Annotated in this window: 10 protein-coding genes; 5 read left to right on the plus strand and 5 right to left on the minus strand. The window is 69.7% G+C overall.

Annotated elements, in window-relative coordinates; all coding sequences use genetic code 11:
- Positions 1-9 precede the first annotated feature (9 nt).
- Positions 10-1,362 (minus strand): MFS transporter, encoded by a 1,353-nt coding sequence (locus AC3WXD_RS25065; protein ID WP_492324887.1) that lies wholly within the window; start codon positions 1,360-1,362, stop codon positions 10-12.
- Positions 1,363-1,840: 478 nt separating this feature from the next.
- On the opposite strand from AC3WXD_RS25065, the gene AC3WXD_RS25070 reads away from it, so the two are divergent.
- The 4 genes from AC3WXD_RS25070 (at position 1,841) to cls (ending at position 7,770) form a co-directional block, all read left to right on the plus strand.
- Positions 1,841-2,842 carry a LacI family DNA-binding transcriptional regulator gene (locus tag AC3WXD_RS25070; RefSeq protein ID WP_020201680.1) on the plus strand — a complete coding sequence of 334 codons (1,002 nt, stop codon included), beginning with the start codon at positions 1,841-1,843 and terminating at the stop codon, positions 2,840-2,842.
- A 214-nt stretch (positions 2,843-3,056) separates the two neighbouring features.
- Positions 3,057-4,841, plus strand: a complete 1,785-nt coding sequence (locus AC3WXD_RS25075) for an IlvD/Edd family dehydratase (protein ID WP_454732158.1) — start codon at positions 3,057-3,059, stop codon at positions 4,839-4,841.
- 48 nt (positions 4,842-4,889) lie between these two features.
- Entirely contained in the window at positions 4,890-6,077 is a 1,188-nt protein-coding gene (locus AC3WXD_RS25080; RefSeq protein WP_492324888.1) for a fumarylacetoacetate hydrolase family protein, read from the plus strand.
- A 130-nt stretch (positions 6,078-6,207) separates the two neighbouring features.
- Entirely contained in the window at positions 6,208-7,770 is a 1,563-nt protein-coding gene (gene cls / locus AC3WXD_RS25085; RefSeq protein ID WP_081651338.1) for a cardiolipin synthase, read from the plus strand.
- Between the two features lie 37 nt (positions 7,771-7,807).
- Here cls and AC3WXD_RS25090 read toward each other — a convergent pair whose 3' ends face one another.
- The 3 genes from AC3WXD_RS25090 to AC3WXD_RS25100 all read right to left on the minus strand — a co-directional run bounded on the left by AC3WXD_RS25090 (position 7,808) and on the right by AC3WXD_RS25100 (position 13,021).
- Positions 7,808-8,992 (minus strand): porin, encoded by a 1,185-nt coding sequence (locus AC3WXD_RS25090; RefSeq protein ID WP_081651339.1) that lies wholly within the window; start codon positions 8,990-8,992, stop codon positions 7,808-7,810.
- A 415-nt stretch (positions 8,993-9,407) separates the two neighbouring features.
- Positions 9,408-11,642 carry a hypothetical protein gene (locus tag AC3WXD_RS25095; RefSeq protein ID WP_492324889.1) on the minus strand — a complete coding sequence of 745 codons (2,235 nt, stop codon included), beginning with the start codon at positions 11,640-11,642 and terminating at the stop codon, positions 9,408-9,410.
- Positions 11,643-11,728: 86 nt separating this feature from the next.
- The gene (locus AC3WXD_RS25100) at positions 11,729-13,021 is read right to left on the minus strand and encodes an MFS transporter (RefSeq protein ID WP_454732161.1); all 1,293 of its coding nucleotides are present in this window, start codon (positions 13,019-13,021) and stop codon (positions 11,729-11,731) included.
- 325 nt (positions 13,022-13,346) lie between these two features.
- On the opposite strand from AC3WXD_RS25100, the gene AC3WXD_RS25105 reads away from it, so the two are divergent.
- On the plus strand, positions 13,347-14,159 hold the full coding sequence (locus AC3WXD_RS25105; RefSeq protein WP_082079798.1) for a TetR/AcrR family transcriptional regulator C-terminal domain-containing protein: 813 nt from the start codon (positions 13,347-13,349) through the stop codon (positions 14,157-14,159).
- 102 nt (positions 14,160-14,261) lie between these two features.
- Here AC3WXD_RS25105 and hutG read toward each other — a convergent pair whose 3' ends face one another.
- Positions 14,262-15,074, minus strand: a complete 813-nt coding sequence (hutG, locus tag AC3WXD_RS25110; RefSeq protein ID WP_454732163.1) for an N-formylglutamate deformylase — start codon at positions 15,072-15,074, stop codon at positions 14,262-14,264.
- Between the last annotated feature and the right edge of the window lie 153 nt (positions 15,075-15,227).

Here is a 15,227-nt window from a genome sequence, read left to right on the forward strand (position 1 = left end):
GGCGGCGGCTCAGCGCGCCGCCTCCCCTTCCCCGTTGAGCAGGCTGCGCGGAATCAGCACGATCAGCACGCAGCTCACCAGCAGGCACGCGCCGAGCGCGTAGGTGCCGTTGTTGATGTTGCCGGTCAGTTCCTTGGCCATGCCGGTGATCATCGAGCCGGTGAAGCCGGACAGGTTGCCGATGGAGTTGATCAGCGCGATGCCGGCCGCGGCGGCGGGGCCGGACAGGATCTGGCCGGGGAAGGTCCAGTAGATCGGCATCAGCGCGAGAATGCCGCACGTGGAGATGGTCAGCAGGACGATCGACAGTTCCACGTGCCGCGCGAACGCGGCGCTCAGGATCAGGCCCACGCCGCCGATCAGCGCGGGCACCGCGGCGTGGAAGCGGCGCTCGCCGGTCTTGCGCGAATGGCGGGCGTTCCAGACCATCGCGGCGATGGCGCTCAGGTAGGGGATCGCGGTGAGCAGGCCGATGTGGAAGGTGTTGGTCACGCCGGAGGCGCGGATGATCGACGGCAGCCAGAACGCGAGGCCGTAGAAGCCGGTGTTGAAGGTCAGCAGGATGAAGGTCAGCAGCCAGACGCGCGGGTTCTTGAGCGCGGCGCCGACGCGGTGCGACTTGTTGCTGTTCTCGCGCGCGAGGTTGCGCTCGAGCACGGCCTTTTCCTCGTTGCTCAGCCATTTCGCCGAGCGGATGCCGTCGCCGAGCGCGAACAGCACCAGGAATGCCACCAGCACGGACGGGATGCCTTCGAGCAGCAGCATCCACTGCCAGCCCTGCATGCCGGCCAGGCCGTGCGTGCTCTCCATCAGCCAGCCCGAGATCACGCCGCCCACGGTGAGGCTCAGCGGGATCGCCACCAGGAAGCCGGACATCGCCACGCTCTGGCGCCTGGCCGGGAACCAGTAGTTCATGTACAGGATGACGCCGGGGAAGAAGCCGGCCTCGCACAGCCCCAGCAGGAAGCGCAGCGAGTAGAACATGGTGGTGGTCTGCACGTGGAACAGCTCCGCCAGCGGCACCACGAACGCCAGCGAGGACGACACGATGCCCCACGTGACCATGATGCGCGCGATCCAGAAGCGCGCGCCGAAGCGGTGCAGCAGCAGGTTGCTGGGCATCTCGAAGAGGAAATAGCCCCAGAAGAACACGCTGGCGCCGATGGCGTAGACGGTGTCGCTCATGCCGAGGTCGTCGAGCATCTGCAGCTTGGCGAAGCCGACGTTGACGCGGTCGAGGTAGGCCACCACGTAGCACAGCAGCAGCAGCGGCAGGATCCGCAGCATGACCTTGCGGTACAGGCGGTCTTCGGACGTATCGGCGGCCGCGGGAATGGCGGCGGCCTGCGTGATGGAGGGCATGAATTTGTCTCCCGTTTCTTATGATGGCTTCCGGCCCCACGCTGATGGCAGGGGTACCTTGCTGCCGCGCGGGAATGCGTTCGCGGCGGGCCGGAAGAGGTTCAGACGGCGAATCCGTTCGCCGCGGGTCGGTCAGGACATCGATCGGGCACCAGCCGCGGCGCGAAGCGCAGGGTGAGGCAGGAAGCCCGCGGCGATGCCGGCCATTCCATTTGTTACCGGTAACATTTCGGTGCGGAATAGTCTCCCAACAAACGTCCTGATACCGGTAACGAAAAATAGCACAGAGACAATCGCGGCTTCAAGCCCGCCGCAACAAGGGTATTCCCTTAGCAGCGGTCCCCCGCAAGCGCGCGCCGGGGACCGCGCCGATGTGCCCGGTATCATATGCGCACCTTCCACTCCCTCACAGCGCCGACCGATGGCCACTCCCCCCGCCACCCGCAGCACCGCGACGCGCCAGTCCGGACCGCCCCGCATGTCGGATGTCGCCCGGCTGGCCGGCGTGTCCAAGATGACGGTCTCCCGCGTGCTGGCGGGGCACAGCGTGGCGCCGGCCACGCGCGAGCGCGTGCAGCAGGCCATCGACGAGCTCGGCTACGTGGCCGACGCGGCGGCCGGCGCGCTGTCCTCGGGGCGCTCGGAGTTCGTCGCGGTGCTGGTGCCTTCGCTGTCGAGCTCGAACTTCTCCGACACCGTGCGCGGCCTGAGCGACGCGCTGGAGCCGCACGGGCTGCAACTGCTGATCGGCGACACCGACTACCACCTCGAGCGCGAGGAACGGCTGGTGCGCTCCATGCTGCGCCACCAGCCGCGCTGCGTGGCGCTGACCGGCTCGCAGCACACCGAGACCACGCGCGCGCTGCTGCAGCGCTCGAACATCCCCGTGGTGGAAATGTGGGACCTGCCGACCACGCCGATCGACACCGCGGTGGGCTTCTCCAACGTGAAGGCCGCGCGCGCGATGGTGCGCTACCTCGCCGGGCGCGGCTACCGGCGCATCGGCTTTCTCGGCGGCGCCAGCGAGTTGGACCGGCGCGGGCTGGACCGCATGAAGGGCTACCAGGCCGAGATCAAGGCGCTCGGGCTGGGCGAGCCGCGCATCATCCGCCTGGGCGAATCCCCCATCACCATGAGCCACGGCGCGCCGGCCATCGCCGCGCTGCTGGCGCAATGGCCCGACACCGACGCCGTCATGTGCGTGAGCGACATGTCCGCGTTCGGCGCCGTCATGGAATGCCTGCGCCGCGGCCTGTCGGTGCCCGGCGACATCGCCGTGGCGGGCTTCGGCAACTTCGAGGTGGCCGCCTGCTGCCATCCCGGCATCACCACCATCTCGGTCGACGCGTATGGCATCGGCCTGCGCACCGGCGAGGCGCTGCTGGCCGCGCTGGACGCGCGCGAAGGCGCCGGCGCGGCCAAGGCGCCGCCCAAGAGCGTGAAGATCGACTACGCCGTGCTGGCCCGCGAAAGCGCCTAGACACCCCTGCGGCAACACCATCCGCCCGCTTCGCCACACGGCCCGGGCACCGCTGTGCAGGTCCGCGCATGCGTGCTAACATCCGAAATTGTTACCGGTAACTTAAACGCGCGGAGCACCGCCTGCCCGGCCTGGCCAGCGCGCGCGAAGCGATGCGCGCCGCCGCGCCGGCACCGGTACGCACCACAAACAGATCCTCACGGAGACAAGCAAGATGTCCCAATCCACGCCGCGCCGGCTGCGCAGCCAGAACTGGTTCGACGACCCTTCCCACGCGGACATGACCGCGCTGTACGTCGAGCGCTTCATGAACTACGGCTTGACCCGCGAAGAGCTGCAATCGGGCCGGCCCATCATCGGCATCGCGCAGACCGGCAGCGACCTCGCGCCGTGCAACCGCCACCACATCGAGCTGGCGCAGCGCACCAAGGCCGGCATCCGCGACGCCGGCGGCATCCCGATGGAATTCCCGGTGCATCCGCTGGCCGAGCAGAGCCGCCGCCCCACCGCCGCGCTGGACCGCAATCTCGCCTATCTCGGGCTGGTGGAGATCCTGCACGGCTTTCCGCTCGACGGCGTGGTGCTGACCACCGGCTGCGACAAGACCACGCCCGCGTGCCTGATGGCCGCGGCCACGGTCGACCTTCCGGCCATCGTGCTGTCGGGCGGGCCGATGCTCGACGGCTGGCACCAGGGCAAGCGGGTCGGCTCGGGCACTGTGATCTGGCACGCGCGCAACCTGCTGGCCGCGGGCGAGATCGACTACGAAGGCTTCATGGAACTGACCACGGCCTCGTCGCCGTCGATCGGCCACTGCAACACGATGGGCACCGCGCTGTCGATGAACAGCCTGGCCGAGGCGCTCGGCATGTCGCTGCCGGGCTGCGCCAGCATCCCCGCGGCCTACCGCGAGCGCGGGCAGATGGCCTACGCCACCGGCAAGCGCATCGTCGACCTGGTGCGCGAGGACGTGCGGCCGTCGCGCATCATGACGCGCGCGGCGTTCGAGAACGCCATCGTGGTGGCGTCGGCGCTGGGCGCGTCCAGCAACTGCCCGCCGCACTTGATCGCGATCGCGCGCCACATGGGCCTCGCGCTGAGCCTGGATGACTGGCAGCGCGTGGGCGAGCAGGTGCCGCTGCTGGTGAACTGCATGCCGGCCGGCGAATACCTCGGCGAGAGCTTCCACCGCGCCGGCGGCGTGCCGGCCGTGCTGCGCCAGATCGACGCGGCCGGGCTGCTGCGCCGCGAGTGCCTGACGGTGTCGGGCCGCCTGATCGGCGACATCGCCAACGCCGCGCCGGACGCCGACCGCGACGTGATCCGCACTGCCGGGGACCCGCTCAAGCACGGCGCCGGCTTCATCGTGCTGTCGGGCAATTTCTTCGACAGCGCCATCATGAAGATGTCGGTGGTGGGCGACGCCTTCCGCCAGACCTATCTGAGCGAGCCCGGCGCGGAGAACACCTTCGAGGCGCGCGCGATCGTGTTCGAGGGGCCGGAGGACTATCACGCGCGCATCAACGATCCGGCGCTGGAGATCGACGAGCGCTGCATCCTGGTGATCCGCGGCTGCGGCACGGTGGGCTACCCGGGCAGCTCGGAGGTCGTCAACATGGCGCCGCCCGACGAGATGGTCAAGCGCGGCATCACCTCGCTGCCGTGCCTGGGCGATGGCCGCCAGAGCGGCACCTCGGCCAGCCCGTCGATCCTCAACATGTCGCCCGAGGCGGCGGTGGGCGGCGGCCTGGCGCTGCTGCGCACCGACGACCGCATCCGCGTGGACCTCAACGCGCGCAGCGTCAACCTGCTGGTGCCCGAGGACGAGCTGGCGCGCCGCCGCGAGCACGCCAGCTTCACCGCGCCGCCGTCGCAGACGCCGTGGCAGGAGCTGTACCGCAAGCTGGTGGGCCAGTTGTCCACCGGCGGCTGCCTGGAACCGGCCACGCTGTACCTGAAGGTGATCGAGGAACGCGGCGAGCCGCGCCACTCGCACTGACCGCGCACTGAACGCACGCGCCCCGACAACCGACTTTCCCGCCAACCCATGCGAACCCTCTCTCCCTCCGCCTGCCTGCCGGCCGATCTCGAACAAGCGCTGCTGGTCGGGCGCGTGTGGCGCCGCGCCGGCGACCATGAAGGCCCCTGCGTGGTCGCCGTGCGCGACGGCCACGTCTTCGACATCACGGCCACCGTGCCGACCACCGCCGACCTGTTCGAGCGCGCCGACGCGCTGGAGCTCGCCCGCCACGCGCCCGGCGAAGCGCTCGGCAGCGTGCAGGCGCTGCTGGCCCCGGCGCTGGCGGGCGACGCCGGCGCGCCGGTGCGCCTGCTCGCGCCGTGCGACGTGCAGGCCATCAAGGCGTGCGGCGTGACCTTCGCCGTGAGCCTGATCGAGCGCGTGATCGAGGAGCAGGCCGGCGGCGATCCGGCCCGCGCCAAGGACGTGCGCGAGACCATCACCGCGCTGATCGGCACCGACCTGTCGCAGATCGAACCCGGCTCCGAGGCCGCACAGCGGCTCAAGGCGGAGCTCGAGCGGCGCGGCGCGTGGTCGCAGTACATGGAAGTCGGCATCGGCCCCGACGCCGAGGTGTTCTCGAAATCGCAGCCGATGTCGGCGGTCGGCTTCGGCGCCGACATCGGCCTGCATCCGGCCTCGGTGTGGAACAACCCCGAGCCGGAGATCGTGCTGGCGGTCAGCAGCGCCGGCAGGGTGGTCGGCGCCACGCTCGGCAACGACGTCAACCTGCGCGACATCGAAGGCCGCTCGGCGCTGCTGCTCGGCAAGTGCAAGGACAACAACGGCTCGTGCGCGATCGGCCCGTTCGTGCGGCTGTTCGACGCGCGCTTCACGCTCGACTCGGTGCGCCGGGAAAGCGTGTCGCTGCGCGTCGAGGGCGCCGGCGACGGCTTCGTGCTCGAAGGCGTCAGCCACATGAGCGAGATCAGCCGCGACCCGGCCGACCTCGTCGCCCAGACCTGCGGCGCGCACCACCAGTACCCGGACGGCTTCATGCTGTTCCTCGGCACCATGTTCTCGCCGATCAAGGACCGCGACGCGCCGGGCGCCGGCTTCACCCATCACCACGGCGACGTCGTGACCATCTCGGCGCCCGCGCTCGGCGCGCTGGTCAACACGGTGGGGCTGTGCACCGAGATCGCGCCGTGGACCTTCGGCGTGCGCGCGCTGTACCGCAACCTCGCGCAGCGCGGGCTGCTCGGCGCGGCCTGACGGCGCCGGCCCGGCAGCGGCGGAGACACCAGCGGCGGTGGCACGGCGGAAATGTCCGCATCCCGCCACCGCGCGGCTCTGGTATGGTTGGCGCTCCGCCGAACGTCGCCCGCCGGGCGCTCCGAGCCGCATGCCGCCATCCTTGCCACCGCCTTCCTCCCTGCCCGCCCTGCTCTCCCCGACCGTGCCCGCCGCCTGGCTGGCCGCGCTGCCGGACGTGGTGGCGGCCGGCCTGTCCTCGGGATGGCCGTGGCTGTTCACGCTGGCCGAATGGCTGATCCGGCTGGTCATGCTGGTCTACGTGCCGCAGCGCCGCGCGCCGGCGGCGGCGCGCACCTGGCTGCTGCTGATCTTCTTCCTGCCGTGGCTGGGCCTGCTGCTGTACGCGCTGTTCGGCCGCATCTACTATCCGAAGTCGCGCCGCCTCAAGCTCGCGCGCATCAACCAGGGCATCGAGCGCGTGCGCGGCCCGCTCGAGCGCTTCGCGCCGGTGCAGCCGCTGCCCGCCGGCGTGTCCGCCGACGCCGCCGGGCTGATCGAGCGGCTCGGCTCGTACTGGCCGATGCGCGGCAACGCCGTGGAACTGATGGACGACTACGGCGCCGTGGTCGCGCGCATGATCGCCGACATCGACGGCGCCGCGCGCCAGGTCCACCTGCTGGTCTACATCTACGCGGCCGACGCCACCGCGCGCGCGTTCACCGACGCGCTGCTGCGCGCCGCCGCGCGCGGCGTGCAATGCCGCCTGCTGGTGGATGCGCTGGGTGCCCGCGCCGGCTGGCGCGCGTTCGCGCAAACGCTGCGCCACGGCGGCGTGGAAGTGGTGCAGGCGCTGCCGATGCGCTCGCTCTCGGCCGTGCTCAAGGGCAAGAGCGCGCGCTTCGACCTGCGCAACCACCGCAAGATCCTGGTGGTGGACGGCAGCATCGGCTACATCGGCTCGCAGAACGTGATCGACGCCGAATCCACGCCCGGCCTGCCCAACGAGGAACTGGTGGCGCGCGTGACCGGCCCGGTGGTGACGCAGCTGCAGGCGGTGTTCCTGGCCGACCGCTACCTGGAAACCGGCGAGACCGGCGAGGCCGCGCAGACCGAACGTGGCGGCTTCGTCGCCGGGAACTTCCCGCCGCCGCAAGCCGCCGGCGCGCACACCGCGCAGATGCTGCCCAGCGGCCCCGGCTACGGCACGCAGAACGCGCAGATGGCGCTGGTCAGCATGATCCACCGCGCACGCGCGCGGGTGGTCATCACCACGCCCTACTTCGTTCCCGACGAAGCCTTCCTGCAGGCGCTGCAACTGGCCTGCTACCGCGGCGTGGCCGTGCACCTGGTGCTGTCGCGGCGGATCGACCAGCGCTTCACGCAGGCCGCGCAGGAAGCCTATTTCGGCGTGCTGCTCGACGCGGGCGTGCACATCCACCTGTACAAGCCGGCCTTCCTGCACGCCAAGCACGTGACCATCGACGACGAAGTGGCGATGGTGGGATCGACCAACATGGACATCCGCTCGTTCGCGCTCAACGCGGAGGCCGCGCTGGTCATCTACGACCACGCGGTGGTGGCGCGCATGCGCGAGATCCAGGCGCGCTACTTCCGCGACAGCGCGCAGGTCGACCGCGCCGCCTGGCAGCGGCGGCCGCTGCGCCGGCGCACCTGGCAGAACCTCTGCCGGCTGGCCGATTCGCTGCTGTAGGGATTGCCGCGCGCGGACCGGGCCGCCGTGCGCCCGCTCAGAAATGGTGCGCGATGCCGACGGTGAGGCTGTGCACCGAGCCGCCCGGCTTGGGCAGCGGGAAACCGTTCTCCGGCTCGTAGTTGTAGGTCAGGGCCGAGGCCGAGCTGTTCCTGATGAAACCGAAGCGGGCGTAGAGCGAGGTTCTCTTCGACAGGAAATAGTCGTCGCCGAACGTCATGCCCCAGGCATGGTTCGCCTTTTGCGTGGTGTCGCGGAACCCCGCCGTGACGCGCAGCAGGTGCGCCCCGATCTTCTTCTGCACCCCGGCGAAGTAGAGCATGGCATTGGCGCCGCCGGTATTCCTCGGGTTGATCCACGACAGCACCGCCGTGCCGGTCAGGAAGCCGAAATCGTGCGAGACGTTGAGCAGGACGTTGTCGGTGCGGATCGACGGCTCCCGGGTGGCGTCGTGGCTGCATTGCGACGTTGCCGCCGGGCTCGGGTCGCACCAGTTCTGGGAGTAGGACGCCGACATGAAGTTTTCCTGGCTCGCATAGTAGATCGACAGCGACTGGTTGTGCGTCCTCGGGCCGACGTCCTGGTTTCCCTTCAGCGCGTAGAACGCGTTGATGCCGACGTGCTCCCACAGCAGCGGCGTGGTGTAGCTGATCGAGTTGTTGATGCGGTTGATGTCGAGGCTCGAGCCGTAGCCCAGGTCGCTGAAGGCGGCCAGGTACGAGTAGATGGACTGGTGCCCGGTGGCCAGGAACGGGTCGGCGCCGATCGCCAGCGACGAGGCGCCGCTGAGCTGCTTGCCGAGCGAGACGGTGCCCCAGTCGGTGCTCGACAGCCCGACGAACGAGCCCCGGTTGAAGAAGGAGGTCTTGCTCTGCTGCGTGCCGGAATCCGGGTTGAAGCCGCTCTCCAGGCGGAAGAACGCCGTCAGCCCGCGGCCGAGGCTCTCCTGCCCGTAGATGCCGAACTTCGAGGTCCAGGCGTTGTTGCTCTCCACCCGCTTCATGTTGCCGCTGGGCCCGTGCGTGTAGTCCAGCCCGACATCGACGGTGCCGTACAACGACAGCATGCTCCTGCCCGGCATGACGCCCAGCGCGCCCGGGCCCACCCCCTGCAGGACCAGGCGCTGAATATCGACCATCGAGTCGGCCTCCGCCCATGAACTGGCGGAACCGCAGGACACTACCGTGGCAACACAAAGCAAACCGACGCGCTTTCCAAGCATATGCACCTCTCCGATCTGATGAAGTCGTGATGACGTTGCGGCAGCCAGAACCGTCTGGCGCCACTAATTGACCAATCGTCAATTACACGATGCCAGATGCAATATTGATGCCACATCTATTTCCCCAATCTGGGGATTTCCTGCTGCAAGAAAGGCGTGTCCACTGCTGGCATGAGGGACTGCTGTGCTCATGGCCGGCGCGCAAGCGGGGCCGCGCGGGAAAAACCGGGACGGAATGAATCGCAGCCGCGAACGGGCTGCGAAGGTACGGCGGCAGACGTGATCGGCCGGGCCGCGCCACGGCTTGCGTGGCACGGCATCGGCCGCTCTTTTCAGGCGGGATTGCCCGCGGCATTGGCACCGGCCCGGCCGCGGCGATGCCGGCGCCGCCAGGAGCGCGGCGCCGGCGGGTCGATTACATCGACAGGCTCAGTTCGAGCTCCGTGATCGCCTGCTTCGCGCGGACCTGGCAGGTCGTGTAGCGGCGCAGCGCCCTGGACAGCCGGCGCGCGGCGTCCCCGCCGTTGCCCTGGCCCTGGCCCTGGCCGTCTCCCTCGCCCATCGACGACTCGCACTCCATGCCTTCCTGCAGGGCGTTGTCCGCGCGCTGGATCAGTCCGGCAAGGTAGGCCGAGCCGGCCACGCCGGGCGAGACCCTGCGCGCGCCGTCGAGCCGCCGCCGGGCGTCGTCGAGCAGTTGGGAAGCGCGAAGCTTTGCGTCCTCGAGCATCTCTCCGGGGGTGCGGCGCAGCCGGATCTCCCAGAACTCGTTGGCTTCGTCGTGGTAGTAGTAGCCGTGGCCGGGAATATGCATGAGCGCGCGCCGGTTGGCCGGCCCCACGCATCCCATGTACAGGCCCTGATCGCCGTCGTCCGGGCGCATGACGGCGGTGAACGCATTGACGCGATGGCAGATCGAGCTGGGCCACGGGCTGCCGGCAAGCCAGGCCTGCTCGCGCTCCGCGTGGGACATGCGCTGGCCGTCCTCGCGGTAGCGCTCGGGCGCGCTGGTCGAATAGATGCGCGCCATCACGTCGACGTCGATGCGGCCATGCGCCGCCTTGAGCGACTCGAACAGGTAGCGGTTGCGTCCTTGCGAGCTCTTGGTCGAGAGCGCGGGCGCGAGCTGCCGGTCGCCGAGATAGGCGAGGTCCGCCGGCCGGTTCTGGACCCAGCCTTCGACCGGGTTGAAGGCATATCCCTGGTCCGGGGCCAGGAACCCGGCGGCGGAACGCGGGTGCATGGAATTGTTGTTCGCATACAGGAACTCGTAGGACCGGCCCTGCTCGTCGAACGAGAGTTCGCGCAGGATGGGGTCGCTGCCCACGGCGTTCGACGGCCTCGCCTCGCACACGTATGCATAGCGCCCGTCCGCGTAGAAGCCCCCCACCGAACCGAGGATGGTGCCCACGTCGCCGATCGGCCATCCCATCTCGTTGCCGAGCGCGTCCGCGGCCGTATCGGCGAAGCGCAGGTTGTGGAACACCGACGCGCCGCGCCGCAGGCCGTAGCCGCGGTCGCTCGTTTCCTCGATGCCGTGCAGCCCGCCGCCGTGGTGGACGTAGGCCACGCCCTTGCTGTTCATGCCCGGATGCCCGGCGAAGAAATACTGCCCCAGACCCGGGATGAAGCCGTTGATGGAAAACGGCGTGTAGATGAACGCGTGCCCGTCGTCGGGGAACGCGGCGATCGTCACCTGGAATGTGCAGTCGTGGTCGGTGGTCGAGCCCGAGACCAGCGCGCCGTCCGACGTTGCCTCGCCCCAGGCGCAGGCGCCGCTGCACAGGTCGACGGAACGGTCTGCGTGCGCCGAGCTCATGCTCTGGCCGCCCAGGTAGGAGGAGTCGGCCTGGCCTTCGCCTTCGTCCAGGCTGTCGGCGGTGAGGTCGCGCACGCCGTGGCCGCGGATGCCGCTCCAGATCGGCTCGAAGTGTCCGGTCCAGAGCTGAATGGCTGTCCAGTAATTGAGTTCGATGCCGTGCTCTTTGGCGGCATCGATCCAGCCGCGCACCATCTCGCCGATCTCCGGCGTGTTCTCCTGCATGTGGACGTGCCAGTTCTTGACGATCTCGATCTCGTGCGCGCGGAACCGGCGCGCGGCGAGCCGTTCCACGGGCCACTTGCCGAAGATGTCGATGATCTGCTGGATGTATTGCCGCCCCATCTCGTGCGACGATCCGCGCAGCACCACGATCGGGCAGATCGCGGGAACGATGGGCACGTCGCCGGCGAACTCGATCTCCGTGCCGCGCCGCGACAGCTCGATCGCCGGCAGGCCCTCTCCGGCCAGCGCGGCCGGGTTCGGTTCCGTGCCATCGAGCAGGGCTTCCACCCGACGGCACGCCTCGACAGCGCCGTCGAAATGCCGCGCGGCCTCCGCGGCGTCCTGCGCGCTCTGCGTGAACGCCGCGAAATACATATTGCTGCCGGTAAAGCGGCCCGCATACCATTTCGCCTTGGCGATCATCAGCGTCGCGGCATCGAGGGCCGCGCGCGCCTTCACCGCGTGCGCGTCGGCCGGACTGCATTGGTTGAGCGCGCGATGCGCGTCGTAGAGCGCGTACTGCGCTGCCACCGCCTGCGCGGCAAGGCTGGCCGGGGTATGGGTCGTTTGCAGGCTGGCTGCGCTGTGTTCTTGGTTGGTGCTCATTTCCATTCTTTCAGAAAACTCGGTCGATATTCCGATGACCGCTTGCGGATCGATGCATCGCTCGGGCGCGGACCGCCGGTCCGCCCTTACGAGGAAAACCTGTAGGAACCCAGGCGCAGCACCAGCAGCATCGCGGCGCACAGGGCGCCGGACGCGCACAGCAGCGCGTACTTGTAGGTGGCGAAGTGATCGAACGAGAGGCCGAACAGGACCGGCCCGGCGATGCCGCCCAGGCCATGCACGAAAAAGAGGACCCCGTAGATCCGCCCGAAGGACTTGAGGCCGAAATATTTCTTGACGAAGAACGGCAGGAAATCGCCTTCCGCCCCGAGCGCGAAGCCGAGCAGCAGGCCGGCGAAGGCGGAGAACTGGATCGCGCGCGACAGCTCCGACGCCATCAGCACCGCGCCCGCGGTGGCCAGGCAGAACGCGGCCGCCGCCACCTTCCTGGCCGCGAACCGGTCGATCAGATAACCGCTGACGACCCGCCCCAGCACCACCCCCGCCCCGCTCACCGCCACGGCCCGCGCCGCCAGCTGCGGCGTGATGCCGCCGTCGACGAGCAGCGACACGAAATGCACCGACATGCCGAGCGTGGCCATCGATACCAGCAGCGTGACGGCGAGGATCAGCCACAGGCGCCGGTCGGCAAGCGCTTCGCGCACGGTGTATCCGGGCACCGGCATGCTGCCCGCGGGCAGGCGGCGCTGCCGCGCATGCCCGCGCAGGCCGCGCGCGCCGCGCGAGATGATGGCGCAGGCCAGCCAGCCGAGCAGCAGCGCCCCGGCCGCGAGCCCGGCGTAGGCGCTGCGCCAGCCGTAGTGCGCGATCAGCGTCTGCGCGATGACCGGCATGGAGATCGTGCCGACGCCCATGCCGATTCCCGCCAGCCCCAGCGCGACGCCGAGCCTGTCGCGCAGGCATCTTGCCAATACCGTGAGATAGCCCGGCGGCGTGGTGCCGGCGCCCGCCACGCCGATGCCGAAGCTGAGCGCGGCGAACAGCCAGGGCGAATTCCCGCAGAGCGACTGAATCGCCATGAAGACCGCCATCACCGAGGCCGAGCCGCCGATGACCCTGGTCTCGCCAAAGCGGTCGATCAGCTGGCCGACCACGATCGAGCCCGCGGCCAGCCCCAGCATCGAGAGCACGCCCGCCGCCGAGGTCTGCGCGCGGCCCCAGCCGAACTCGTGGGCGATGGGCTGGAGGAAGACCGAGATCGTGCCGAAGTAGAGCGGCGCGAAGCCGGCGCAAAGGCCCAGCGCCGCGCCGAACACGATCAGGGCCCGATGCGGGGCGGAAAGCCCGCCGGCCGGCGGCGCGGCAAAGGCGGCTGCCGGCGGGGGCGCGGCGACATCCTGGTCAAGGTGGATCGACATGGTTGCCTTTCGGATGAGATGGCGAGGGTGGCTGATGTCCGGGTGCGCCGCGTGCTGCCGCGCCCCTTTTTTGACGTAACGCCAATTACTCTATCTTTTAATTGACGTATAGTCAAATAGATCAGGCGCGGACGCCGCCGGGCGCCGTGGCCGGGCCTGCCCGGCGCGGCCGGCGATCCGTCGCGGTTGCCCGGCCGCAGCGCCCGGGGGCGGGCCGCACGGCCGCCGGCCGCGGCGATGGGGCGCAGGCAGAGACGCTATACTGGCGCGGAATTGCGTGCCGCGAGAGGATGCCGGCAGTGCGCCGCGCGCGCTGACAACGAAGATGAATGACTTAGTGGCGGGGAAAATCTTGTCGGAGAAGGCCAATGCGGCGCAGGCGCGCCGGCCGGGGCGCAGGCCGAGAAACGCGACCGGCGCAAGCCCGGGCGGGCTGTCGCGCGATGCCATCGTCCAGCACGTGGTCCAGCTCGCGCAGAAGGAGCCGTTCGCCGAGATCACGATCGCCCGGCTGGCGAACGAGCTCGGGGTCGCGACTTCGCTGATCCATTACTTCCTGGGAAGCCGCGACGACATCCTGAGCCTGATGCTCAACTATGCGCTGAAGGAAGTCTGCGACCGCGCGCCGCCGCTCACCGGGCAATGGCGCGCCGATGCGGAGGCGCTGCTGCGCGAAGTGCAGCAGATGCAGTCGCGCTGGAAGGGCATCACCGCGCAGATCGCCACCTCCAGCCGGTACCGGCTGTTCCAGCACCAGCTACTGGATGGCAAGGACTACGGGCTGGTGTTCTTCGACCGCATGGGCCGCATCCTGCAGAGCGGCGGCTTCAGCGGCGCGCAGGCGGCAAGCGCCCATCACCTGCTGATGCTGTTCCTGGTCTCGGTCGCCAGCGCGCAGGTCTTCCAGCAGGAGCCGAGCGCGAAGCGGGAATACCTGCGCGGCCATGTCGGGCAGTTCCCCGCCGGGGACTATCCCGGCTGCGCCTTCATGCTCGACGATTTCGCCGCCATCGACACACCGACGACGTTCGAGAAGGGGCTGCGCCTGCTGCTGGACGGCATCGACGCATGGCCGCGGGACGGCGCGAAGCCGGCACGGGCCGCGCGCGCCAGGCCGGCAAAGACAAAGACCGCCTGAGCGGATGCCGCCGCCGGCGCGAAGCCCGCCGGCAAGCCGCCCGCTGCCGTCCCCGGTCAGGGCACGGTCCCCTGGCCAGGCAACCGTGGGCGGCGGCGAGACTCAACGCGCTTCGACAAACCCCAGCACCGTCTCCAGCATCGCCCGCAACGCGGGCTGGATGCGGGTGGCCCGCGCCTCGTCGTAGGCGAACGGATAGACCTCGCTCATGTACGCGCACTGCGTCAGTTCCAGTTGCACGGCATGCACGCCCTGCGCGGGCGCGCCGTACTGGCGCGTGATGTAGCCGCCCTTGAAGCGCCCGTTCAGGATCGCGGTGTGATCCGGCACCGCGCTGGCGATGTCCAGCAACTGGTCGGCCAGCGCCGCGTCGCAACTGGCGCCGTTGGCGGTGCCGAGGTTGAAGTCGGTCAGCTTGCCCTCGAAGAAGCGCGGCAGCACCGAGCGGATCGAGTGCGCGTCCCACAGCGCGATGGTGCCGTGCGCGGCGCGCAGGCGCGCGAGTTCCTCGGCCAGCGCGGCGTGGTACGGGCGCCAGACCGCGTCGCGGCGCGCGGCGATCTCGTCGTCGGCGGGCAGGCTGCCGTCGGCGTAGACCGGAGTCTTGTCGAAGGTGTCGACCGGGCACAGGCCGGTGGTGTCCTGGCCGGGATAGAGGTTGGCGTTGTCGGGCGGGCGGTTCAGGTCCACCACGTAGCGCGAGTGCGTGGCCACCAGGATGGAGGCGCCAAGCTCGCGCGCGAAATCATAGAGGCGCGCGAGGTGCCAGTCGGTGTCGGGCACGGTGCGCGCCTCGGCGGTGAGGCGGCCGGAGACGGAGGCCGGCAGGTAGGTGCCGACGTGCGGCATCGACACCAGCAGCGGGCGCGTGCCGCGATGGAGCGTGAAGGCGGGGGTATCGGTAGAGAAGGACATATCGTTCTGTTTGCGACGGGGTACGGCGGTAGCCACGGCATTGCGGCGATGGCGCGATGGTGGTGCGGTGATGCGGTGATGCGGTGATGCAGTGGTAACGCGACGGCAGCGCGCGGCCGCCGCGGCGCTGCCATCCTTGCGCCGCCGCGCCCG

The organism is Cupriavidus sp. FW216-B1 (assembly GCF_058789195.1).